The organism is Natrinema salinisoli, assembly GCF_020405205.1.
Taxonomy (GTDB): domain Archaea; phylum Halobacteriota; class Halobacteria; order Halobacteriales; family Natrialbaceae; genus Natrinema; species Natrinema salinisoli.
In genome coordinates this window covers 2,673,714-2,695,878 of sequence record NZ_CP084469.1, presented here as the reverse complement: position 1 = coordinate 2,695,878, position 22,165 = coordinate 2,673,714, and the positions used below count along the sequence as shown (strand labels likewise).

Genomic DNA, 22,165 nt, shown 5'->3' with positions numbered 1-22,165 from the left:
TATGTCATCAGTAAAGACCCCACTCGTCGCCGCGATGCTCTGTTTTCTCCTCGCGCTCGTAGTTCCGACTGCGGCGATCACCGTGGGGGAGGATCCGACGGACGACGACGTCGTTCTCGAGTCCGTCGACGATCGGTACGCGACGATCGACGACGGCGAACTCAGGCTCGATCTCGGCGTGGTCGCCAACACGGAGACGCGGTTTGCCGACGTGTTCACGATCACGATCGGCGACGACGCCGACGACGTCGAAGCAGTGTGGATCGATCACGACGTCGAGGGCGTGACCTTCCACGCGGACGGGTCGGCGGTGACGAACGAGTCGCGACTCGAGCCGGACCCCGGCGACAGTATCAGGGTCGGAGTGACAGTCGACTCGTCCGTCGCGACGGCCGGAACGGAGACGTTCACGGTCGCGGTGGGGTACGCGGACGAAGACGACACGAGCGAGGACGGGACAGGTGGGGATGGGACGAACGGGGGTACCGGCGACAGCGCGGACGACGGGCCGAGCTCGTCGGCGACTATCCTGGGGTCGGGGCTGACTCTCTCGCCGACGACGCTCGAGACCGGCGAGACGCTGACGGCGAGCGCGACGTATCGAAACGCCGGTGATGCGAGGGGGACGGCTGTGGCGACGCTGACCGTCGACGGAACCGTCGTCGACCGACAGCGGATCGAACTCCGGCCCGGGGAAGAGACGACCGTGACGTTCGAGCGCCGCATGGACTGGCCCGGAACGTACGCCGTCGGTATCGACGGCGTCGGGAGCGAATCGGTTACCGTCGAGGGGCCGCCGGTCGCCATCGTCGATGCGGGCCTCGTGGACGACGCGGCTATCGACGATACCGATACGACCGCCGATATCACCGTTGGCGAGTCGACGGCGGTTCGGGCGACGGTACGGAACCCGACTAACGCGACCGTCGAGCGCACGCTCGAGCTTTCCGCCGACGGAATCGTCGTCGAGAGTCGGCTCGTTTCGATCCCGGCGAACGGCGAGCTGACGGTATCGTTCGACCGCAGGTTCGACCGCGCGGGTACGTACGAGATCAGCGTGAGCGGCGTCACTGCGGGAACGGTGACCGTCTCCGACCGGCCGGCTCCGGTTCCGATCCCGAACCGTGAACTCTCACCGGCAACGACCGCAGCGCTCGCGCCGCCGACGACGGCGGGGCTGTTATTCCTGGCGGTCGCCGCGAATCGGAAATGGGCGTTCGTCCGGTAGCCGCGAGGGTATCCCACAGCTGTACGCTCCGCTCGACCAGTCGGTCGGTTCTCTCGCGAGCTTTATACTCCTGGAAACGAAGTATAGTCCAGTTGTACCGTCAGCCACCCATGACTGCCCGTTCCACCGGCCAATGACTCCGGCTACGCTCGTCAAGCGAGGTGTCGGCCTCGTCGTCGTACTGGCTATAATCCTCCTGATAGTCGGACAACTCCTCGGACAGCCGATCCTGCTCGGGTACGTCGCGACCGGAAGCATGGAACCCACGATGGACGCAGGCGACGGCTTCGTCGCGATTCCGAGCATCGTCGCCGGTCCCGTCGAGGAGGGCGACGTCGTCGTCTACCAGGCCAGAGAGCTCCATGACGGCGGACTGACGACTCACCGCGTGGTCGGCGAGACGGAGGAGGGATACGTCACGAAAGGCGACGCGAACCCCTTTACGGATCAGGACGGCGGTGAGCCCCACGTCACGGACGGCCGGATCGTCGCCAAAACCCTGCAGGTCGGCGGCGAGGTCGTCACGATCCCGTATCTCGGCACCGCGATCATGGGGGCCCAGGGACTCGTCGAGCGAGCGTACGGGACGGTCGCCTCGGTTTTCGGGCTCACGACGACAGCGTCATCGAACGGACTGGGCTCCGTGCTCGTCGCACTCGGCGTCGCCATGCTCGGCTTCGGGGTATTGCTCGAGCAGGTGGGACCGACGCGACGCGAGGCGACCAGATCGCGCTCGCGCGAGAACGTGATCGCGTTCTGGACCGCGCTCGGACTCGTCCTGGTCGTGTTCGTCACGTTCGCGACCGCGGCGATGGTCGTCCCGTCGGGAACCACCGAGTACGGACTGGTCAGTTCCGAATCGCCCAGCGACGACCCACAGATCGTCGCCCCCGGGGGGACGACCGACTTCACTCGTACCGTCGACAACGCCGGGTACCTCCCCGTGGTGGTCGTCCACGAGGCGGAAAGCGGGGGGATCAGTGCCGATCCGACGTGGCAGACGGTCGGCATTCGGGGGAGCGGGGAGACGACGGTGACGCTGTCCGCTCCCAGCGAGACGGGCGAGCACGTCCGTCACCTCGGCGAGTATCGGTATCTCGCCGTGCTGCCGCCGTCCGTGCTCGTCTGGCTCCACGGAGTCCATCCGCTCGCCGCGATCGCGGCAGTAAACGGCGTTATCGTCGGGATCGCCGTCGTACTCGTGCTCGTCCTGTTCGGTAGCAGTGACATTCGGTTTCGATCCGCGGGGAGTCACGTCCCGCTGTCGACCCGGCTCGAGCGGCGGCTTCGGAAATGGTTCGAGGACCGAGAGTAACGACCCGGGGCCACTACCCTTATAGTGGTTCATTTCTTTCACTAACGCATGAATTGTCCCGATGACCGAACAGTTTGGAACCGAACCGTTCGGCCAGCGGGCGCGTCCGGGCAGGCGAGTGCTGGAGCCAACGAATGATCGACAATCCGCGCCTCGAGTTGTTGCTCGCCAAACAGGGACGGTCGATCGTGATCGCGTTGGTCGTTATCGGTGCCCTCGCGATCGGTGCGACCGGGTGGGCGGTCGCGAATCCGGAGACGACGACGTCGCCGACGTTCGAGGAGGAACGCGTCACGACTGACGCGCAGACGAGCGCTGTCGTCACCGAAAGCGGCACGCTCTGGACCGAAGGTGAGCGGCTCACGAACAGTTCGGTCTACTTTCTGAACACGTCACCGGAGTTGACGGTCGAGCCGGAAACGAGGCTGCGAAACGGCTCCGGCGGCGTCCCGGTCGAGGACGGAAACGTCACTCACGAACTCAGGCTCCGATTCGAGGCCACACGCGACGGGTCATCGTTCTGGAACGAAACCCACCAGGTGCTCCGGGAGTCGCCGTCGGTCGAGAACGGCGTCGCGACGTCGGAAGCCACGATCGACGTCGAATCGTACCGCCAGCGACAGCGCGAACTCCAGCGGGAGGTCAGCGGAATCGGAACGGTCCAGCTGACGCTGGAACTCCGCGTCGAGTACGATACGGGTCGCCAGCAGGGAACGCTCACGACGACGACGCCGGTACGGATCACGGGCGACGCCTACTGGCTCGAGGAATCGCTGTCCGACTCCGCGACGCACAGTTACCAGAGCGGCACGAACCGGACGACCGAATCCCGCAGTCCGGCACTCATCGGTGGCCTGTCGGTGCTCGGAACGCTCTCGCTCGCCGGTGCGGCGTTCGTCTCACGCCGGTCTCCGACCGACATCGAAGCTGCCCGCCGGGCCGTCCACGAACAGCGATACGCCGAGTGGATCTCGCGGGGATCGATTCCGATGTGGATCGGCGACTATCACGTCTCCCTGGACACGCTCGAGGACGTCGTCGACGTCGCGATCGATACGAACGAGCGCGTGGTCCACGACGAACAACGAGGGTTGTTCGCGGTGGTCAACGACGGCGTCGTCTACTACTACAGCGACCGCGGTCTCTGGGAGGAGACCGCCTGGCCGGAGATGGACTTGGAGGAGCAGCCAGCCGTCATCGACGGCGATGGAGACGTCTCGGCCGAGGATCTCTCGGAACTCGACCCGAGCGACGAATTCGCGTCTCCCGATGATCCGGACGGCTTCGAGGACGACGAAGCGGTCTGGGAACAGCTCTAGACTCAACCCGCTGACACCATGCCCGTGTGGAGCGTCTGCACGTCCCTCGAGCCAGCAGATCAGTCGAAATAATTACAAATGATTGGATTGTTCAGTATCCGCAGACAGAGAGCTATCGTCCGACTTCGTTCCGGAGATACCGGCACTGAAACACAGATACGTGTCGAGTAAAAAACAAAATATGTATACGGCGGATTCGCGACATTTGTACCGTATGGAAACGCCACTCATTGTCACGGATTTCCTCGAGCAGGCGCGGGACTATTACGGGGACCAGGAGGCCGTCGTGGGTGCAGCGGGTGATCGATTCACGTACGCCGAACTCGGCGAGCGGACCGATCGCTTCGCGGCGGCGCTCCAGGAGCGAGGGATCGAAAAAGGGGATCGGGTCGCCGTCCTCGACCCGAACACGCACTATCACCTCGAGGCGGCGTTCGGCGCGATGCAGCTCGGTGCGGTTCACACGCCGCTGAACTACCGCCTCGAGCCCGACGACTACGAGTACATCCTGTCGGACGCGGGCGTCGACGCGATCTACGCCGATTACGAGTACGCCGACAAGATCGAAGCGATCCGGGACGAGGTGCCGACGGAGACGTTCGTGACGAACGACGCGGACGCCGTCGACGGCGAGTGGGAGGACTTCGACGCCGTGATCTCGGACGCCGGGACCGAGTTCGATCAGCCGGAGATGGCCGAGGACGAGATCATCACGATCAACTACACCTCGGGGACGACGGGGGATCCGAAGGGGGTCTGTCGCACCCACCGGACCGAGACGATCCACGCCTACCTGATGTCGATCTACCACGAGATCACCGACGACGACACCTACCTGTGGACCTTGCCGATGTTCCACGTCAACGGCTGGGGCCACATCTACGCGGTGACCGGGATGGGCGCGACCCACGTCTGTACGCGCGGGGTCAACCCCGATCAGGTCGTCTCCTCGATCCGCGAAGAGGACGTGTCCTTCCTCTGTGCGGCGCCGGCGGTGCTCAACCAGTTGATCGACTATTACGAGAGCGAGGGCGAACCGAAGATGATGGGCGAGAAGCAGGTTCGCGTAACGACCGCGGGGAGCGCGCCGCCTGAGGCGACGATTCGGGCCGTCGAGGACCGGTTCGGCTGGTACCTCAAGCACCTCTACGGTGCGACCGAGACGGGGCCGCTGATCACCATCTCCGACGCGAAGCGACTCATGACCGACGACAACCGCTTCGAGATCAAGAAGCGCCAGGGGATGGGCGTCCTCGGCACCGACGTTCGCGTCGTCGACGAGGACGGCGAGGACGTCCCCCGCGACGACGGGACGCTCGGCGAGATCGTCGTCCGGGGCAACCAGATCATGGACCGCTACTGGAACAAACCCGAGGCGACCGAGGAGGCCTTCAACGACCGCGTCGAGGGCTACTACCACACCGGCGACCTCGCGACCGTCGACGAGAACGGACTCATCGCGATTCGCGACCGCAAGAAGGACATCATCATCTCCGGCGGCGAGAACATCTCGAGTATCGAACTCGAGGACACCTTGTTCGACCACGATGCGGTGGCGGATGCGGCGGTGATTCCGGCACCGAGCGACGAGTGGGGCGAGACGCCGAAGGCGTTCGTCGTTCCGTCGAACGACGATCCGGATAACCCGCCGGTCTCGGCGGACGAACTGACCGAATTCACCCGCGACCAGTTGGCGGGGTACAAGGTCGTCCGCCGGGTCGAGTACGTCGAGGAGCTGCCGAAGACTGCCACCGGGAAGACCCAGAAGTACGAACTGCGCCAGCAGGAGTGGGCGGACGAAGACCGGATGATCGGTGAGGGATAGTCGCTGCCGGTTTCGATCCGATCAGGGGTCGAATCGTTTCTGGGCCGTTAGAGAGAATACGTACGAATCGATGACTGTCCAGGGTCACGACGGGTTTCACGCTTCCAACCCTCATCTAAAAATATGGTCTCTCAATGCCTCAGAAAGCAGTTTGCCGGAAAAAATATATTGTAATATATTGGAGTCCCCTCTCGGTAAGGCTCAACTTTTATACTGCTGGCGCGTTTCGAATCGTAGTATGGCAGAGACCGACGGGGAAGAAATCGAAGACTTGCCACCGAGTGCGAAACTCGTTTTCAAGGTTCTCGAGTACGACGGGCCGCTGACGCAGAAACAGATCGTCGAAGAATCGATGCTCTCGGCCCGGACGGTGCGATACGCCCTCGAGCGCCTCGAAGAGATCGGGATCGTCGACGAAGATATCTACTTTGCGGACGCTCGACAGAGCCTCTATCGACTCGAAGAGCCGGTCGCGGCCGACGGAAACGGCGTCGAGGAGTCCCCGAAAAAAGACGCCTGCTGCGCGGAATAACGGCGAGAGCGCCAGGATTATTTCCCAGCGGTGAGCGGGTTCGGTATGGAGAAAGAACGACTCCCGCGATGGGGTTGGTTGCTGCTCGGCCTGTTTCTGGCATCGCTCGTTTCGTCGGTTCTCAATCTGTTGTTAGTGCCCGCTGTCTTTTCCGAAACGTATCAATCGATCACGGTCATCACGACCATGGCTCCGGTGTTGATCTACGTCGGCGTCTGGTACGACGAGGAGCGACGACACTACTGGCAGCATTCCCGAACCCGAATCGTCGGGGACGTTCTCTTCGTCGTGACGGGGGCGGCACTCGGGTCTGCTATCGTGCTCGTCGGGATCGCCGGGCTGGGGCTTCCGAGCTTCGTTCAGGACGTGATCGCGATGGGGGGTGGATTCCTTTTGGCCTGGGGGCTGTTCTGGTGGCGCAATCCCGAGGTCTACTCTATCGAAACGGACGGCTGAGCCCGGCACTGAACGAGCCGCTCGCCCGATCACTGGCGGTCCGTCGGGTACTTCGTCCCGGTCGGCGAGAGGTGCGGCGCAACGCGATCGGGAGGTTCCGTTCCTACTCGAGCGAGCGCGACTCGTCACCGCCCCGCTCGTCGGTTCGGCCCGCGATCCCCGGCGTCGGCGGTGTCGACCGCTTGTGAGCGGTCTCCTCGTGGATGGCTGCGATTTCTTCGGCCGTCTCGCGGTCGATCCGGAGATCGGTAACGGCCTCCTCGAGCGGGAGCTCCTCGTCGACGAGCCGATACAACAGCGGGTCGATCACGTCGTAGCGCGCACCGAGCTCGCCGGCGTCCGTCTGCGTGGCCCAGAACCCCGCCGTCGGTTCCTTGCCGATGATTCGGCGGGGAATCCCGACGTGTTTCGCCAGCGCCCGAACCTCTGTCTTGTAGCAATCGCCGATCGGATAGGCGTCGGCCGCGCCGTCCCCGTACTTGGTGAAGTAGCCGAGTAACTGCTCCGATCGGTTCGCGGTGCCGAGCACGAGCCGTGACCCCCTGTTCGCCGCGTAGTACGCGGTGACCATCCGCAACCGCGCGACGACGTTGCCGGTTTCGAGGGCACGTTCGTCGCCCCTCTCACTCGAGGCCCCTTCCGGCTTGAGTTCGCTCGCGACTGTCCCCTCGAACGCCTCGAAAAGCGGCCGCAACTGAATTTCCTCGAAGTCGATTCCCATCCCCTCGGCGATCGTCCGGGCGTCGCTGACGTGGGTGCCCTCGGCCTTGTGGCAGGGCAGTCCCAGCCCGAGGACGCGGTCGGTACCGAGGGCTTCGACCGCGAGCGCCGTCGTCAGGGTCGAGTCGATGCCGCCGCTCATCGCGACGACGACGCCCGCCGCTCCCGCGTTCCCGACTCTCGTCCGGATATCGGCGACGATTCGCTCGCGTATCGTCTCGAGTGAGCGGTAATCGGTGTAAAACGGTCCGTTCGTGCGTTCGACGTCGGAATAGACGAACGTCTTGCTATATGCGCTCATCTGTTGGAATCACTCTGGTTCACTCTATCTCAGTAGACGATCGTCCTATATATGAAGTTAATCCTTAAACTGCTAGTAGTTCTATTGGTGGTTCGGAGTCGCATGCTCGCGTCTGCTCCTTTTCACTGACCGTTCGTCGAAATCCTTCCCTCGAGAATCTCGATTTCTACACGGACGGGATCCCGCCCGGATCGGCGACGCTACGACGGGACGATCGTCACCGGATCCGTCACGATGGACCTTTTTCCGCTCGGGTCGCTGGAGGCGACCGCTCTCTGCTCACGGGCCGGAGGCCCGTTCGCACGGCTCGCGGGACCGAAGGTCCCGCGTTGGCGCAAAAAATTTCCCCTGCGAGAGCATCACTCTCGCCGGTCCTTCACACACTTCGTTCGTGAAGACACCAAAAAAGAGCCGCTCGCACCCTGACTCGCGGCCGTGGGCCGCTCGTCCTACCGCGGCGCGTAGCGCCGCGATTCCGTTCGCTCGCGGTTCGATCACTTACGACGGGACGATCGTCACCGGATCCTTCCGATCGATCGCCCGCTCGAGCTCCTCTGCAATCGCGCTCCCGCGCGACACTTGAATCTCGCCGCCGCGGCTCACCGTCGCGGTGAAGAGGTACTCGCCGCCGGCCTGGACTTCGACGGTTTCGCCGTGGTTGCCGTCGACGGGGATGACGATGTGTCGAGAGGTGATCTCGGGCTGGACCATCTGGCCCGCCTCGGAACCGCTGCTACCGCCGCCGTTGGCGCTTGCGCTCCCGGAGCCGCCGCCGGAACCGTAGTTGGGGTTCTCGTCGTGGGTTCGGACGTCGATGTCGATCCCCAGCCGGTTCTCGATGTCGGTGATTCGACCGCCGCCTTTGCCGATGACGCTCGAGATGTCGTCCTCTTCCACGTAGACGACGGCCTTGTCCTGGCTCCTGAGTTCGACGTCGACGTAGCCGTGTGCGATCGAGCGGATCTCCCGTTCGATCTCCTGTTTGGCGATGCGGTCGACGCCGGACTCGTTGGCCGGGCCGCCGTCCTCGTCTTTGAGCGGGACGGTGACGACCTGCCGGTTGAAGGTGTAGATCTCGTACTCGGGGTCGCCGGTCTGGAAGTTCGTGACCTGAATGACGGGGCGCGCGAGGTCCTCCTCAGTGAGTCCGGCGGGGACCTTGACTTCCGTCTTGACGTCGTAGACGGTCTCGACCTCGCCGGCTTCGATGTAAACGACGGTGTCGACGACCTGCGGGATCATCCCGAGTTCGACGCGGCCGACCAGCCGCTGGAGCGAGTCGATCGGGCGCGTCGCGTGGACGACGCCGATCATCCCGACGCCGGCCAGACGCATGTCGGCGAAGACCTCGAAGTCGTCGGTCTTCCGGACCTCGTCGTAAATCGTGTAGTCCGGCCGGACCATCAGCAGGGCGTCGGCCGTCTTCGCCATCTCGCCGCCCAGTTCCGTGTACTGGGTGATGTCGGGGCCGACCTGCAGGTCCCGCGGTTTCTCCATCGTTTTGACGGAGTAGTCGTGATCGGAGATATAGCGGGCGACCGCCTGCGCGAACGTCGACTTCCCGGCTCCGGGCGCACCAGAGATGAGAACGCCGCGCTGGCGCTCGAGCAGCCGCTCTTTCAGTTCGTCGGCGTGCTCGTAGTCCTCGATGTCGGTCTGCGCGATCGGGCGGACGGCGGTGATCTCGATGCCGTCGGAGAACGGCGGGCGGCCGATCGCGATCCGGTAGTCACGGAACTGGACGATCTTCATGCCCGGCTCGGAGAGTTCGATGAACCCGTCGGGGGCCTCTTTCGCGCCGTCGACGACCTCTCGGGCGTACTCGTCCATGGTCGCCTCGTCGAGCGGTTCGTCGGCGATGGGTTCGTAGGCCATCGCGCCGAGTTCGCCGCGTTTGGCCTTCGGGACGGCGTCGGTCTTGAGGTGGACGCTCATCGTCTGGTCGTCGAAGAACTCCTCGACTGCCAGCGTTCCGACCTCGCGGACCTCGGGAGAGACGTGTTCGACGTCGAGTCCCTTCGCCCGGGCGACTTCGGACTGGACGATGTCGCTGGTGACGAAGGTCGCGTCGAGATCCTCCGCGAGATCGCGGATCAGGGCGTCGATCTCGCCCTCGGAGGCGTGGCCCCGCTCGATCGCGCTGGGCCGCTCGCCGACGTACCGGAGTTCGATGACCCCGTCGTCGGCGAGATCGGCCAGCCGCTGGAGCTCCTCGAGGCCGTCCCAGCCGCTGTCGATCCCGTCGTTTGCCTGCGCCTCGAGCTCCGCGACGACCGCCTCGGGGACGCAGATCGTCGCTCCCTCGAACTGCCCGTCTTCGATAGTCGCCGAGACGCGGCCGTCGATGACCACGCTCGTATCCGGCACGACGTTCATAGGAAACCTAGGTGCCCCGACGCCTTTAAGGGTGTCTTCGTGAGGGCACGCGCTGCCGTCTTACCGTTCGATTCCTTGCGCAGTCTGCCGGCAGCGACCCCAGCGGTGACCGGTGGGATCAACACGCTGTCGCTCGAACCCGTAGCCATGTCCCTCGTCGAACTGACCCGCGACCTCGTCTCGATCCCCAGCCACGAGGACGAGACCGCCGCCGGTGACTTCATAGAGCGGTGGCTGCGCCGCGAGACCGACGCCGACGTGACTCGAGATTCGGTCGGCAACGTGATCGCTCGAAAAGGGGCTGGCGACGAGACGCTCGCGCTGGTCGGCCACCACGATGTCGTCGAGCCGGCCGAGTCACAGGTCGCGAGCGCGGACGGGAACGGAGCCAGCGAGTACACCGTCGACGAGCGAGACGGTCGCCTCTACGGCCGCGGGACGGCGGACATGAAAGGCGCAGTTGCAGCAGCCCTGCTCGCCTTCCGTGATGCTAACCCCGCGGGGGAACTCGTCGTCGCGAGTTTCGTCGGCGAGGAGATCGGCGGCGTCGGTGCACAGCATGCGATCGACGAGGGGTTCGCACCCGACTACGCCGTCGTCGGCGAGGGATCGACGAACTACTCGGGCCCGGCCGTCACCGACGTCGCCGTCGCCCACAAGGGCCGGCGCGGGAGCACGATCACCGCCCACGGCACCGCCGCACACGCCAGCGAGGCTGATGCCGGCGACAACGCCATCTACCGCGCCACCGCGGCCGTCGACCGCGTTCGGGACCTCGAGCTTCCGTCCGTCGACGTCGCGGGCGAGACGCTCGACGGGCGGCTCACCGTCACCGAGATAGAGGGCGGGTCGGCGATGAACGTCGTTCCCGCTCGCTGTGCGTTCACGATCGACGAGCGGACGGTTCCGGGTGAGCGGGCCCCTCTCGAGCGAGTCGCGGACCTCGAAGGAGTCGAGTGGACGGTCGATCAGGACTTGCCGCCGATGCGGTGTGAGGACGAAGCGTTTGCCCAGACGGTTCTCGAGGCCGCGACTAGCGCACAGGCCGCCGAGCCGGAACTCGTGACGAAACCCCACGCGACCGACGCGGGCTGGCTCTCGCAGGCCGGAACCGAGTGCGTGATCTACGGGCCGTCCGAACCCGGCGAAGCCCACACCGAGGACGAGAGCGTCTCGATCGACGTCCTCGAGCGGTGTCGCGAGACGTATCGGCGGGTTGCAGAACAGTGGCCGACGGCTCGGTGACGTCGCTCCGGCGAGCGCGGCCGTTCGGTGACCGACCTCAGACGCCCGGCACCCCGACCGCGTCGAAGGCGGTGATCCCGAGCGCGGCGAGGACGTAGAGGGCGATCAGGACGGTGACCCACGCGACGAGGCCGATCATCGCCGCGGCGGTCCAGTCGCCTGGGTACCGCCAGTTGATGACGGCGATGTACGCGATCAGGGCGATCAACGGTCCGACGAGCGGGACCCAGCCGACGAGGAAGCCGACGATCGCCCAGACGATCGCCCCGATCAACGCGGTGACAATGGCGTGATCGTAGTCGGCTCTGCCGACGATGACTCGAGCGCCCGCGTAGATGCCGAGCGCGCCGATCAGGAGGCTCACGACGAACACGATTGCCGACGCGACTGGTGAAGCGAGGGCCATAGTAGTTCGACGGACATCAGATCAGCGGAATAGTTCGGTGCTTGCAAGTTCCGCACGTCTCTCACCGGTCCAGGAAACGGTCCTGAAACCGTCGAACGATACTGTTACTACGAGATATTGATTGTCTCACCGATCGACACATCCGCACACCGTCTCCAGAAAACATTGCCCCTGCTCGATCGCAAGCGAGATGCCCGGAACCACGACGTTGATAGCACTTCCGAGCGAACGGTACGGCTATGGCGACCGATCAGGCTCAAAGCGATGCGAGCGAGACCGACACGTACGACCGGTTCGAAGAGCGAGTCCAGCGCATCTCGAACGTCGGGAACGCCGCCGGCATTCTCGGATGGGACCAGGAAGTCATGATGCCCGACGAGGGAACCCCTGCCCGAGCACAACAGCTCTCGACGCTGTCCTCGATCAGTCACGAACTCCTGACCGCCGACGAAACCGGCGACCTGCTGACCGAGCTCGAGGGAAGCGACCTCGAGAGCGACCAGGCCGCGGTCCTCCGCGAGATCCGTCGGCGGTACGACCGCGAGACGAGCGTCCCGCAGGAACTCGTCGAAGAAATATCGGCGACGTCGTCGAACGCCCACCCCAAGTGGAAGCAGGCCAAGGCGGACGACGACTTCGAGCACTTCGCGCCGACCCTCGAGAAACTGGTCGACCTCAAGCGAGAGTACGCCGAGCACATCGATCCCGACGCCGACCCATACGCCGTGCTCTTCGCGGACTACGAGCCCTACATCGACCTCGAGACCGCAGAGCAGATTCTCGAGCGGCTGCGGGAGAACCTCGTCCCGTTGATCGACGCCGTTCAGGACAGCGATGCTGATCTCACCACGGACGCCTTCGCCGGAGAGTTCGACGACGACGATCAGGAGGCGCTCGCGCGCGACGTCCTCGATTCGCTGGGATACGATTGGGGCCGCGGTCGACTGGACACGGCACCCCATCCCTTCTCCTCCGGGACGCAGTTCGACGCCCGCGTGACGACCCGGTTCGAGGAGGACGATCTACTCGGATCGATCACCTCGACGATCCACGAGTTCGGCCACGCCAACTACACGCAGGGCCTCCCCGACGACGGCTACGGCACGCCGCTGGGCGAGGCGCGCGACCTCTCGGTCCACGAGTCCCAGTCCCGCCTCTGGGAGAACCACGTCGGCCGCTCCCGTCCCTTCTGGGAGCACTTCCTGCCCATCGCCCGCGAGCGCTTCCCCGAACTCGAGGACGTCACGCCCGAGGACGCCTACGAGGCGGCCAACCAGGTCCACGACGACAACCTCATTCGCGTCGAGGCGGACGAACTCACGTACCACCTCCACATCGTGATCCGGTTCGAGATCGAGCGCGACCTCATCCGGGGCGACCTCGAGGTCTCGGAGGTTCCCGAGGTCTGGAACGACAAGTACGAGGAGTACCTCGGCTTGCGGCCCGAGACGGATTCGGAGGGCTGCCTGCAGGACATTCACTGGTCCCACGGCTCCTTTGGCTACTTCTCGACGTATTCGCTAGGATCGGTGCTCGCGGCGCAGTTGTACGCCGCGGCGGAAGACGACCGTGGCTCCTTCGACGATGACATCCGGCGGGGCGAGTTCGACGAACTCAACGGCTGGCTGCGCGAGAATATCCACCAGCACGGCAAGCGCTACGTCACGCCCGACCTGATCGAGCAGGCCACCGGCGAGGGCCTGACCGCGGACCACTTCCTCGAGTACGTCGAGTCGAAGTACGGCGAACTGTACGACCTCTCGGCGTACTGACGGCGCGAAGGCTCCGACGAGTCGACCGCAGTATTCTCACCCCCGTTGTTCGGGGATCCGTCTCGGTTTCGAACGAGTCACTGCGCGAGTCGTGCGACGAGCGCGACGTAGACCCTCCGCCGAGTCGCGAGGTAGCCACTGACTGCGACGGCGATTCCGAGGATCGCCGTGCTGGCGATCGGCAACTCCGTCCCTCCGGGGACGGCTGACACAGCGCCGGTTGCGGCTCCGAACGCTCCACTCGTTCCGAACAGGCCCAGCGACCACGCGAACAGGCCGGCGATTCCGATCAGAACGGTCGGGAGTGCGACGAGTGTGCGCGTCGATACGGCGCTGCCGTCTCCGTCTGTTCGCGGCGGCCGTTCGACGAAACGGACCGTCCCGGTTCCCCTCCCGGAGCGCCTGTGTTTAAACTCGCGCCACTCGTTCGGCGAGTCGGTGTGACACGCCGTAGAGTAGACCACGACCTCGCCGAACCGTTCGGTGAGAGACCCGATGTCCCGCCTGAGCGCCGGATTCAGTCCGTGTGCGAGCACGACCGCGACGCCGTCGACCAGTGCGTCCGCCGCCCCCGAATCGCGTCGCACGTCCCCATTCGGGAACGCCCTCGAGAGTCCGTCGACGAGCGCGTCCCCGTTGGACGGCTTCGCGCTGTAGGTCCAGTCCTCGAGCACCGCTTCGATCGCTGCCACGCTGGTAGTCCCACCGCTGTCTCTCCCCTGAATTACCCCCATCGTAGCTGTATATTAACAGTAAATACCATATATTTACCGAATGTGAGGTATGTATTACCGGGAGAATCGGTCGACGAGACCGACTGTCCGACCGGTTCGGCCACCGAAGAACGAATGACTCCGCCGCAGGCGCCGCCTCTCGCTCCGATCGCGGGTGACGGGCGATCGACACGTGGCCCCCGTTTTTAGGGTCGACGCCCGCTTACCTGTCGCACGATGTCAGAGTCACTCGAGCAGGGAACGGCGATCGTCACGGGCGCGAGTGCCGGAATCGGTGCCGCGACCTGTTACGAACTCGCGGGCGCGGGCGCGAACGTCGTCCTTGCGGCCCGCAGCGAGGACCGGCTAACGAATCTCGCGGACGACCTCGAGGCGGAGTACGGCGTCGAGACGCTGGTCGTGCCGACGAACGTCCGCGAGGAGGACGACGTGGACGCGCTGATCGAGGAGACCGTCGAGACGTTCGGCGGCATCGACGTGCTGGTGAACAACGCCGGACTGGCCCGCGGGAGCGAGGTCGAATCCCTGTCGACCGAGGGGTACGAGACGATGCAGGAGACCAACGTCGACGGCGTCTTTTACGCCTCGCGGGCTGCGATTCCCCACATCCGCGAGCGCGAGGGGCACCTCATCTTCGTCGCCAGTTTCGCCGGCCAGCACCCGCGGCCGGCCAATCCGGTCTACGCCGCGTCGAAGTGGTGGGTCCGGGGCTTCGCCAAGAGCCTCGCGGCCCAGATCGGCGACGACGGCGTCGGGATCACGATCGTCAACCCGGCCGAGGTCCGCTCCGAGTTCGAGACGCCCGACGGCGAGACCTTCGCCGAGCGATTCGACGAGGACGAGGCCAGCGACCCGCGGGAGGTCGCCGAAGCGATCCGCTTCGCGGCGAGCCGCGAGGGCTCGAGCATCAGCGAACTCGATATCACCCGGCGGGACAAGTTTACCGACACGTTCCACTGACGGCGCGGCGTTCGGATGACGGCCTATAAAATGGGGTTGGGCCTGCAGGGTCCGGACTCACCCCCGCCCAGCCCTCTCCCACGAGTATGCGAGTATCCATTCCGCGCGTTCCGGGCGTCTACTTCGACACCGACGCGGAGTCGACGGCGATCAACGTCGCGCTGACCGCCGCCGGTCGGCGCGCACCGAAACCGCAGGGCTACGCCATCCAGTTCCTGCCGTACCTCTGGTCGTTCGACGTCGACCTCCAGGAGGTCCCGACCGATCACCCGATCCAGTACCTCCACCCCGAGGGAGCACGGAGCCTCGGCGACCTCTCGCCACGACGCGGCGTCCGCGAGGCGGGCACCGAACTCGAGTCCGTCCTCCGGTTCGTCTGGTCGGTCAACGAGGAACTCGAGACGGCGACCACCCAGCTGCTCGGCGCGAGGGGCGAAACCGAGGACGAGGTCACGATCGAGATTCAGGACGGCCGGATCGGCGTCGACGGCTCGGAACTCGAGACCGACGAGTTCGACATCGACGAGGGTGCGGCCGAGGAACCGGGCTCCGACGAGTTCGGGTTCGACGACTCGGAGACGGAGGAGTTCGATACCGGCGACGAACTGTGAGGTAGTCTCGAGCGTCTCGTCGAATCACTCTCACCGTCGCAGTTCCGGCTGCGGTACGCTGACTCGTGCAGCGGACGTGCGAACTGAACGTCGGATTTTCTCTCGGAGCCGCGTCTCCCGTCCCAGTTCGTCCGCCCTGACTTCGGGGTCACGAGACCGAGAATCCGATATGGTCCGGCACGATTTCGTAACTGATGCTTACGGTTTGACACAGTTGGTGTAACAATAATTAGAATTTTTATAGAGTGGGTTGATGACACCACTCATGGTGGAGCATTTCGGCGTACTCGCACTGGCGCCGCCACTGCTGGCGATCGTCCTCGCGATGACAACCCGACAGGTGCTGGTGTCGCTGTTTGCCGGCGTCTGGATCGGAGCGCTGCTCGTCGCTGGCTGGAACCCGATCGCCGCCACGGCGCTGACGATGGACTGGCTCGTAGAGGTGGTCCGGTCGCCGTTCGACACGAAGTTCATCATCCTGATCCTATTCATGGGTGCCGGTGCGGCGTTCATCTACCGATCCGGCGGGATACTGGCGCTCGAGCACTGGATCGGCGACCGCGTAGACACGGCACGCGATTCGCAGATTCTCACCTGGCTGATCGGCGTGTTCATCTTTTTCGATTCGTACACCAGCACTGTCGTCACGGGCAACGCGACCCGGGAACTCTCCCAGGAGAATCGCTCCTCGAGGGAGATGCACGCGTACGCGCTCGACTCGACGACGTCGCCGGTGACGACGTTCGGACCGGTGTCGAACTGGATCGGGTTCCAGGTGTCGATGATCATCACCGGCTTCGAGGCGGCGCAGTTCACCGCCGACGAACTCGGCGTGACGGCGTTCGGACTGTTCCTTCGGTCGATCCCGTGGAACATCTACTGCTTCATGGCGTTCTTCATGGTCGGATTCATCGCGATCACGCAGCGGTTTTTCGGCCCGATGCTGGACGCCGAGTGGCGCTCACGGACGACCGGAAAGACGATTCGCGACGACGCAACGCCGCTGTCGGACGTCTCCGCGGACGTCGGCGAGCCAAGCGAGAAGAACCCCTCACTGGTGAACTTCTTCGCGCCGATCATCGTCCTGCTCGCGGTCGGCCTCTTCTCGATGTGGTACCTCGGCGGCGGACACCAACCCGGCGTCGATATCGCCACGGCGTTTCAGGAGACAGACGTCGCGCTCGGCCTGCTGCACGGCGCCTTCGCGTTCATGGTCACCGGGTTCGTCGGCTCGCTCGTGTACCGGACGATGGATCTTGAGGAGGCCAGCGAGACGATCATCGACGGCTTCGAGACGATGGTGATCGCGCTCGCGATCATCGTGCTCGCGTGGGCCATCGGCCACGCCGCCGAGCAGGTCGGGACCGCGGAGTTCATCGTCGACGTCATGGTCGGCAGCGGCGTCCCCGGCGGCTTCCTCCCGCTGATAATCTTCGTCGCCGCGATGTTCGTTGCGTTCACGACCGGGACGTCCTGGGGGACGATGGCGATCTTGACGCCGCTGGCGATCCCGCTGGGCTACCAGCTCGTCGGGCCCTCTGTGCTCCCCGTCCTGGTGGCGGTGCTGTTCGGCGGCGCCATCTGGGGGGACCACAGCTCACCGATCAGCGATACGACGGTGATGTCGTCGATCTTCGCCGGCTCCGACCACATCGACCACGTCAACACGCAGATTCCATTCGCCGCGACGGCCGCCGGCGTCACCATGATCGTCCTCGTGCTGTACGGCTTCGGGCTGCGGAGCCCGATCGTCGCCTTGCCGCTCGCGTTCGTGCTGACCGCCGCGGCGGTCCTCGCCCTCAACAAGCTCGACGCGCGGCGCAAGGGGCTCCCCGAGGTGATGCCGACCGCCGAAGCCATCGAGTCCGGCGCGGTCGACGTCGAGCGCATCGAACGCGGCGAGGTCGACGGAAGCAACGGCAGTTACGACCACCTGTCGCTGGTCCCGGTCACGGCGGTCGCCGTCGTCGTCGCGTACCTCGCGCTCGTGTTCGCGTTCGCGGCGCTCGGAGGCTGACCCATGGCGGACGAGTACATCCACTTCGTGACCACGGGCGGAACCATCGACAAGGACTACCTCACCCACAAGGGGACTCGCAACTTCACCATCGACGACCCCGCCGTCGAGCGGATCCTCGAGACGATCGCCCCGGAACCGAACTTCGACTACGCCGTCGAGTCGATCATGAAGAAAGACAGTCTCGACGCTGACGACGACGACAGGGAGAGAATACGCGAAGCGTGCAGGGAGGCACCGGGCGAGAACGTCGTCGTCACGCACGGGTCCGACACGATGATCGAAACGGCAAGACAACTGGACTGCGACAAGACCGTCGTTCTCACCGGGGCAGCGAGACCACAGCGGATGACCGACTCCGACGCGGCGTTCAACGTCGGGATGGCCGTGGGAGCAGTGCAATCGCTCGACACCGGCGTCTACGTGGCGATGAGCGGCAGCGTGTACGAACACGACGAGGTCGAGAAGCGCGAGGACGGACAGTTCGTCTCGCGGTGAGCCTCCCTGACAATAGACGAGGGGACGAATCGCTCTCGAGCTGACACGATATATTCGACTCACCAAGCAGTAGTTATAAGTAACAACGCGATGACGATTAAGCCGGAGGCCACGTCTCCGATAGGGGGCGTTCGCAAACGCCCCGGGTGCTAGGAACACCCGAGACCTGGCTTCCAGATCCCACCCAAGGGATTCGAAGCCATGATTCCGTACATTCTACCGGGATATAAACGTCCCGCACGACGGCCGAATCGTCCGATACGACCAGTCTCGACTGCAAACGGGCGCTCGAGGCGCGATCACCATGCCTGACGATCCCGACGGCAGCGAGGATCGCCCGTCGTCGCGCCCCGACTGTCCACATTGCGGCGAGCCCGTCAGCATCCTGACCTCGAGCAGGCTGTACAGGGGCACCGCCTACCCCTGTGGCTGCTCGGTCAATCCGTCTTGCTCACGTGCGACCCCGCCGACCGCGGACTGGGGACCGGCGAGTGATGACCGGGTTTCGAGCCGATGAACCGAAACGCTGCCCCGACTGTGAGGCGGTGCTCCCGCTCCGCGATCCGCTGATCGGGTGGTGGCTCTGTGACGACTGCGAGTGCGCGGTCGACGCCGAGGGGAAACGGATCGCGTAACTCACTCGTCGAGTCGGTCCGTCTCCCCTCGCCGTCACTCGCTTAATCAAAAAACAGACTCGAGTGAATATGTCGCATCTTTACTCTCTTTCGGTTCCACTTACCAATATGTCCAACGCGGGTCGTTTTTTCAAAGCAATCGGGAACGTTCAACGCCGTCGATTGCTGGTCCACATGTTGTCTCACAACCCGGAGGACGACTCGAAACTCTACATCGGGGATATGGAGACGACTGACGAGGAACTGGCGGCGCTCCTCACCGAGATGGAACACACGCATCTCCCCCTGTTGGAAGACTACGGCTTCATCGACTGGGACAGGGAGAATCACGTGGTGACGAAGGGACCGCGGTTCGACGAAATCAGCCCGCTCCTGGAGATGATGGTACGGCACCGGGACGAACTTCCCGAGGATTGGATCTAACTCGCCTGCGGTGCGGTGCTCTCCGGCCCCGATCCGGTCGGCGGCTGGTGGCTCCGTGGCGACTGCGAATTGGCGATCGCCGACGGCGACCGGATCACGCAGTTCGATCGAACGGCCGATTTGTCGGCCGAGGTTCGAGCGCGGCTGTTCCGCACTCCCTTTTGAGTGTGCTGTTCGGAAGTGGTCATCGCAGCAGTTGGTCGGTGGATCTCTTCAGTTAGAGCTATTCCTGTAGCTGAATGGCGGGTTCGATATGTACATTTGCGAATGTACCGAAACCGCCGATCAGCAACAGCCGTTTTCGCCGGGGTTCCACTCACATGCGTCGCCCGTGGTAAGGCTGTTCTCGTCAATGTACGCTGAGAGACAGGCGTAGTTACAGAAGTACAGAGGAGAGCCACAGTCGTCGTCACAATCGCGGACACAGATGGGATCGTGATCGAAAATACGGGACTCACAGTATACACAGGTCTCTTCCGCGTCGGGTGTTGCAACAGTCGTGGACATACCTGTCTCAAGGGAGTTGCCACAGAAAACGTTTCGTGAGGGACGGTGAGTTGCTTCCGTACTTACCGCTGACTCGAGTTCGACTATCAGACGTTACTCTGATTCTCGGACGTAGCACTCGCAGTAACTACGGATGCGAACCGAACGGAGATCCGTCCACTCTTCACAATCGAATCTGCTGAATTGTGGCGCTACATCCGCTTCCTCAGTCGCGTAGTAGTCCCAACTTCTGTACCGTCGGGAGATGCCAGTTATACGTGACAGCGGCTAACCGAGTCACAACGGTCACGACCGCACACGCGACAGCAGCCGTACTCTCGGTCGCCCCCACCGTTCCCGCGAGCCAGTACGCACTTCCACCGAGGACGGCGCAACTCGCATAGAAGTCCTCGAAGAGGATGAACGGGGCTCGATCGAGGAGGATATCCGCAACCGCACCCCCTCCGACGGCGTTGATCGTCGCGATCGCGACGACACCGAACGCTGACACACCCGCTTCAGTCGCGACGATAGCACCGGTCGTCGCGAAGGCAGCGAGTCCGATCGCGTCCGCGACGAGCGTAATCGGATGCGTATCTGGAGACGACAAAACGACGCTCAGAGCGATTGCCAGGACAACGCCGAGTAGTCCTAAACCGATCTCGAGCGGGGACTGGAGTGCTAACGGCACTCGTGTGACGAGGAGATCGCGCGTTGCGCCACCGGCAAACGCCATCGCCAGCCCGACGATGAGAATTCCGAAGACGTCGAACTCCTCGCGAATCGCCTTCGACGACCCGACGAGTGCGAACGCGACCAGGCCGATCGCGTTCATAACGGCAAACGGGTCGCCGAACAGTACTCCGATGACGTCCTGACTCACTACGCTCGCCTACGAGAGCGAGTCTCTTGAGTGCCACGTCTCGGTACGTCCTTCTATTCACGTTCACGGTAGTGTTGAGCGTACATCTCGGCGAAGATGCCGATCACGAGTACCAGATTGGCGACGGCACCGCCGAGTTCGCTCAGTGGGACGAATTGAAACAGTCCTCGAGTGATCCCCTCGAGTATCAGGAGACAGCCGGCGATCACCGTCAGCGGCCGGCGAAACCCGTACAAATGGAACCGCGAAACCCCCCAGAGAACGACGGTAATCGGGATCGACCACCTGACGACGTGGTAGAGTGGTGGATACAGCGTCATCGCTCCGTAGAGGCCGACGATCCCGATCAGAACGATCGCGATACGACCGAGCATATGCTCGGTACATCGTCGAGCGGACTCGACCACGTTCATCCTCGCATAATCCTCCATGAAAAGTAATAAATTCGACTGTTCTTGAGGAGTACACGAAGTGCTGGTGAACGGACGTGCTCCAGCCACCGGAACAGCGAACAGTATAACACGCTGGCCCCGCTGGATCGACTCGAGACCCGATGGCTCCTCGCGCGTTCCGGATCGCCTACGACGGCACGGACTATCACGGCTTCCAGCGCCAGCCAGACGTCCCCACCGTCGAGGACGCGATTTTCGACGCCCTCCGCGCACTCGACGTTTTGGAGTCTGATGCGGACAAACCCGACGGCTACGCCGCCGCCGGCCGTACGGATGCGGGCGTCTCCGCACTGGCACAGACGATCGCGCTCGAGGCACCCGACTGGCTCGCGCCGCGAGCGCTGAACGCCGAGCTGCCGGCCGATATCCGTGCGTGGGCGGCGGCCGACGCGCCGGAAGATTTCCACGCAACCCATCACGCGAGCCGTCGGGAATACACGTACCATCTGTACGCACCGGCCGTGGAAGACGGGGGAGTCGCGCACGCCGTCGACGACGACCGATTCCACGCGGCCTGCGAGCGGCTCTCCGGCAGCCACGATGTCCACAATCTCACGCCCGACGACCACAACACCGAGCGCTCGCTCGCCCTTGAGGCGAACCGGGACGGGGACTACCTCGTCGTCACGGTCAGTGCTGGCGGGTTCGCACGAGAACTCGTCCGTCGGCTCGTCTCGCTCGCTCGCGCGGTCGGTGCCGGCGAGTCGTCCCTCGCGAAGATAGACCGCGTTCTCGACCCCGAGCCGCTCCCGGGCCACGAGGGAGTCGCACCCGCACCGCCCGAACCGCTGGTCCTGACCGACGTCCACTACCCGGATCTCGCGTTCGAGATCGACGAGGCGGCGGCCGAGAGCGCTCGAGCGGTGTTCGATCGCCGCCGCATCGACCGGCGAACGGGGGCTCGAGTCACCGGGCAAGTGGCGGACGGGATGCGCTGACGGACGACCGACGCGCGTACGAGCGTTTTTCAC

General features: G+C 64.2%; 22 protein-coding genes. 15 read left to right on the top strand and 7 right to left on the bottom strand.

What is annotated here, in order from left to right:
• The first annotated feature begins 1 nt into the window (after position 1).
• The 6 genes from LDB05_RS13370 to LDB05_RS13345 all read left to right on the top strand — a co-directional run bounded on the left by LDB05_RS13370 (position 2) and on the right by LDB05_RS13345 (position 6,675).
• On the top strand, positions 2–1,228 hold the full coding sequence (locus LDB05_RS13370) for a CARDB domain-containing protein (RefSeq protein WP_226004490.1): 1,227 nt from the start codon (positions 2–4) through the stop codon (positions 1,226–1,228).
• Positions 1,229–1,361: 133 nt separating this feature from the next.
• Positions 1,362–2,543: a signal peptidase I gene (locus tag LDB05_RS13365; protein WP_226004489.1), complete on the top strand. Its 1,182-nt coding sequence runs from the start codon at positions 1,362–1,364 to the stop codon at positions 2,541–2,543.
• 134 nt (positions 2,544–2,677) lie between these two features.
• Positions 2,678–3,862 carry a DUF5305 domain-containing protein gene (locus tag LDB05_RS13360; RefSeq protein ID WP_226004488.1) on the top strand — a complete coding sequence of 395 codons (1,185 nt, stop codon included), beginning with the start codon at positions 2,678–2,680 and terminating at the stop codon, positions 3,860–3,862.
• 214 nt (positions 3,863–4,076) lie between these two features.
• Complete coding sequence (locus tag LDB05_RS13355; RefSeq protein WP_226004487.1) at positions 4,077–5,687, top strand: long-chain-fatty-acid--CoA ligase; 1,611 nt, start codon at positions 4,077–4,079, stop codon at positions 5,685–5,687.
• A gap of 238 nt (positions 5,688–5,925) precedes the next feature.
• On the top strand, positions 5,926–6,219 hold the full coding sequence (locus LDB05_RS13350; protein WP_006180348.1) for a MarR family transcriptional regulator: 294 nt from the start codon (positions 5,926–5,928) through the stop codon (positions 6,217–6,219).
• A 45-nt stretch (positions 6,220–6,264) separates the two neighbouring features.
• Positions 6,265–6,675, top strand: coding sequence for a hypothetical protein (locus tag LDB05_RS13345; protein WP_226004486.1), 411 nt, complete (start codon positions 6,265–6,267; stop codon positions 6,673–6,675).
• A 103-nt stretch (positions 6,676–6,778) separates the two neighbouring features.
• Here LDB05_RS13345 and LDB05_RS13340 read toward each other — a convergent pair whose 3' ends face one another.
• Positions 6,779–7,696 carry an NAD+ synthase gene (locus LDB05_RS13340; protein ID WP_226004485.1) on the bottom strand — a complete coding sequence of 306 codons (918 nt, stop codon included), beginning with the start codon at positions 7,694–7,696 and terminating at the stop codon, positions 6,779–6,781.
• A 498-nt stretch (positions 7,697–8,194) separates the two neighbouring features.
• Positions 8,195–10,072 carry a PINc/VapC family ATPase gene (locus tag LDB05_RS13335; protein WP_226004484.1) on the bottom strand — a complete coding sequence of 626 codons (1,878 nt, stop codon included), beginning with the start codon at positions 10,070–10,072 and terminating at the stop codon, positions 8,195–8,197.
• Between the two features lie 147 nt (positions 10,073–10,219).
• Between LDB05_RS13335 and LDB05_RS13330 the strand changes: the two genes are divergently transcribed.
• The gene (locus LDB05_RS13330) at positions 10,220–11,317 is read left to right on the top strand and encodes a M20 family metallopeptidase (RefSeq protein ID WP_226004483.1); all 1,098 of its coding nucleotides are present in this window, start codon (positions 10,220–10,222) and stop codon (positions 11,315–11,317) included.
• A 37-nt stretch (positions 11,318–11,354) separates the two neighbouring features.
• Here LDB05_RS13330 and LDB05_RS13325 read toward each other — a convergent pair whose 3' ends face one another.
• Positions 11,355–11,723 carry a hypothetical protein gene (locus LDB05_RS13325; RefSeq protein WP_226004482.1) on the bottom strand — a complete coding sequence of 123 codons (369 nt, stop codon included), beginning with the start codon at positions 11,721–11,723 and terminating at the stop codon, positions 11,355–11,357.
• Positions 11,724–11,962: 239 nt separating this feature from the next.
• On the opposite strand from LDB05_RS13325, the gene LDB05_RS13320 reads away from it, so the two are divergent.
• On the top strand, positions 11,963–13,495 hold the full coding sequence (locus LDB05_RS13320; RefSeq protein WP_226004481.1) for a carboxypeptidase M32: 1,533 nt from the start codon (positions 11,963–11,965) through the stop codon (positions 13,493–13,495).
• A 77-nt stretch (positions 13,496–13,572) separates the two neighbouring features.
• Here LDB05_RS13320 and LDB05_RS13315 read toward each other — a convergent pair whose 3' ends face one another.
• The gene (locus LDB05_RS13315; protein ID WP_226004480.1) at positions 13,573–14,187 is read right to left on the bottom strand and encodes a hypothetical protein; all 615 of its coding nucleotides are present in this window, start codon (positions 14,185–14,187) and stop codon (positions 13,573–13,575) included.
• Positions 14,188–14,445: 258 nt separating this feature from the next.
• Between LDB05_RS13315 and LDB05_RS13310 the strand changes: the two genes are divergently transcribed.
• The 6 genes from LDB05_RS13310 (at position 14,446) to LDB05_RS13285 (ending at position 19,373) form a co-directional block, all read left to right on the top strand.
• The gene (locus LDB05_RS13310; protein WP_226004479.1) at positions 14,446–15,189 is read left to right on the top strand and encodes an SDR family oxidoreductase; all 744 of its coding nucleotides are present in this window, start codon (positions 14,446–14,448) and stop codon (positions 15,187–15,189) included.
• Between the two features lie 86 nt (positions 15,190–15,275).
• Entirely contained in the window at positions 15,276–15,800 is a 525-nt protein-coding gene (locus LDB05_RS13305) for a hypothetical protein (protein WP_226004478.1), read from the top strand.
• A gap of 325 nt (positions 15,801–16,125) precedes the next feature.
• Positions 16,126–17,817 (top strand): Na+/H+ antiporter NhaC family protein, encoded by a 1,692-nt coding sequence (locus tag LDB05_RS13300; RefSeq protein WP_226007912.1) that lies wholly within the window; start codon positions 16,126–16,128, stop codon positions 17,815–17,817.
• 3 nt (positions 17,818–17,820) lie between these two features.
• Entirely contained in the window at positions 17,821–18,315 is a 495-nt protein-coding gene (locus LDB05_RS13295) for an asparaginase domain-containing protein (RefSeq protein ID WP_226004477.1), read from the top strand.
• 494 nt (positions 18,316–18,809) lie between these two features.
• Positions 18,810–18,950 (top strand): hypothetical protein, encoded by a 141-nt coding sequence (locus tag LDB05_RS13290; protein WP_226004476.1) that lies wholly within the window; start codon positions 18,810–18,812, stop codon positions 18,948–18,950.
• A gap of 69 nt (positions 18,951–19,019) precedes the next feature.
• Positions 19,020–19,373, top strand: coding sequence for a DUF7344 domain-containing protein (locus LDB05_RS13285; protein WP_425498569.1), 354 nt, complete (start codon positions 19,020–19,022; stop codon positions 19,371–19,373).
• A gap of 285 nt (positions 19,374–19,658) precedes the next feature.
• Here the strand turns inward: LDB05_RS13285 and LDB05_RS23605 are convergent, their stop codons facing one another.
• From LDB05_RS23605 to LDB05_RS13275, 3 genes are all read right to left on the bottom strand, one after another.
• Entirely contained in the window at positions 19,659–19,880 is a 222-nt protein-coding gene (locus LDB05_RS23605; protein ID WP_425498568.1) for a hypothetical protein, read from the bottom strand.
• Positions 19,881–20,085: 205 nt separating this feature from the next.
• Positions 20,086–20,742 (bottom strand): trimeric intracellular cation channel family protein, encoded by a 657-nt coding sequence (locus LDB05_RS13280; RefSeq protein ID WP_226004474.1) that lies wholly within the window; start codon positions 20,740–20,742, stop codon positions 20,086–20,088.
• Between the two features lie 53 nt (positions 20,743–20,795).
• Positions 20,796–21,116 (bottom strand): hypothetical protein, encoded by a 321-nt coding sequence (locus tag LDB05_RS13275; RefSeq protein WP_226004473.1) that lies wholly within the window; start codon positions 21,114–21,116, stop codon positions 20,796–20,798.
• 179 nt (positions 21,117–21,295) lie between these two features.
• Here LDB05_RS13275 and truA point away from each other — a divergent pair, with 179 nt between their 5' ends.
• Positions 21,296–22,132 (top strand): tRNA pseudouridine(38-40) synthase TruA, encoded by an 837-nt coding sequence (truA, locus tag LDB05_RS13270; RefSeq protein WP_226004472.1) that lies wholly within the window; start codon positions 21,296–21,298, stop codon positions 22,130–22,132.
• The last annotated feature ends 33 nt before the right edge of the window (positions 22,133–22,165 follow it).

What these genes read in the sequence shown, in the direction of transcription:
- LDB05_RS13345 (WP_226004486.1), top strand. Translation starts at nt 6,265, where the DNA reads ATGGAGAAAGAACGACTCCCGCGATGGGGTTGGTTGCTGCTCGGCCTG.
- LDB05_RS13325 (WP_226004482.1), bottom strand. Translation starts at nt 11,723, where the DNA reads ATGGCCCTCGCTTCACCAGTCGCGTCGGCAATCGTGTTCGTCGTGAGC.
- LDB05_RS13295 (WP_226004477.1), top strand. Translation starts at nt 17,821, where the DNA reads ATGGCGGACGAGTACATCCACTTCGTGACCACGGGCGGAACCATCGAC.
- LDB05_RS13310 (WP_226004479.1), top strand. Translation starts at nt 14,446, where the DNA reads ATGTCAGAGTCACTCGAGCAGGGAACGGCGATCGTCACGGGCGCGAGT.
- LDB05_RS13305 (WP_226004478.1), top strand. Translation starts at nt 15,276, where the DNA reads ATGCGAGTATCCATTCCGCGCGTTCCGGGCGTCTACTTCGACACCGAC.
- LDB05_RS13350 (WP_006180348.1), top strand. Translation starts at nt 5,926, where the DNA reads ATGGCAGAGACCGACGGGGAAGAAATCGAAGACTTGCCACCGAGTGCG.
- LDB05_RS13355 (WP_226004487.1), top strand. Translation starts at nt 4,077, where the DNA reads ATGGAAACGCCACTCATTGTCACGGATTTCCTCGAGCAGGCGCGGGAC.
- LDB05_RS13320 (WP_226004481.1), top strand. Translation starts at nt 11,963, where the DNA reads ATGGCGACCGATCAGGCTCAAAGCGATGCGAGCGAGACCGACACGTAC.
- LDB05_RS13365 (WP_226004489.1), top strand. Translation starts at nt 1,362, where the DNA reads ATGACTCCGGCTACGCTCGTCAAGCGAGGTGTCGGCCTCGTCGTCGTA.
- LDB05_RS13340 (WP_226004485.1), bottom strand. Translation starts at nt 7,696, where the DNA reads ATGAGCGCATATAGCAAGACGTTCGTCTATTCCGACGTCGAACGCACG.
- truA (WP_226004472.1), top strand. Translation starts at nt 21,296, where the DNA reads ATGGCTCCTCGCGCGTTCCGGATCGCCTACGACGGCACGGACTATCAC.
- LDB05_RS23605 (WP_425498568.1), bottom strand. Translation starts at nt 19,880, where the DNA reads ATGTCCACGACTGTTGCAACACCCGACGCGGAAGAGACCTGTGTATAC.
- LDB05_RS13335 (WP_226004484.1), bottom strand. Translation starts at nt 10,072, where the DNA reads ATGAACGTCGTGCCGGATACGAGCGTGGTCATCGACGGCCGCGTCTCG.
- LDB05_RS13360 (WP_226004488.1), top strand. Translation starts at nt 2,678, where the DNA reads ATGATCGACAATCCGCGCCTCGAGTTGTTGCTCGCCAAACAGGGACGG.
- LDB05_RS13275 (WP_226004473.1), bottom strand. Translation starts at nt 21,116, where the DNA reads ATGCTCGGTCGTATCGCGATCGTTCTGATCGGGATCGTCGGCCTCTAC.
- LDB05_RS13300 (WP_226007912.1), top strand. Translation starts at nt 16,126, where the DNA reads ATGACAACCCGACAGGTGCTGGTGTCGCTGTTTGCCGGCGTCTGGATC.
- LDB05_RS13290 (WP_226004476.1), top strand. Translation starts at nt 18,810, where the DNA reads ATGACCGGGTTTCGAGCCGATGAACCGAAACGCTGCCCCGACTGTGAG.
- LDB05_RS13330 (WP_226004483.1), top strand. Translation starts at nt 10,220, where the DNA reads ATGTCCCTCGTCGAACTGACCCGCGACCTCGTCTCGATCCCCAGCCAC.
- LDB05_RS13285 (WP_425498569.1), top strand. Translation starts at nt 19,020, where the DNA reads ATGTCGCATCTTTACTCTCTTTCGGTTCCACTTACCAATATGTCCAAC.
- LDB05_RS13370 (WP_226004490.1), top strand. Translation starts at nt 2, where the DNA reads ATGTCATCAGTAAAGACCCCACTCGTCGCCGCGATGCTCTGTTTTCTC.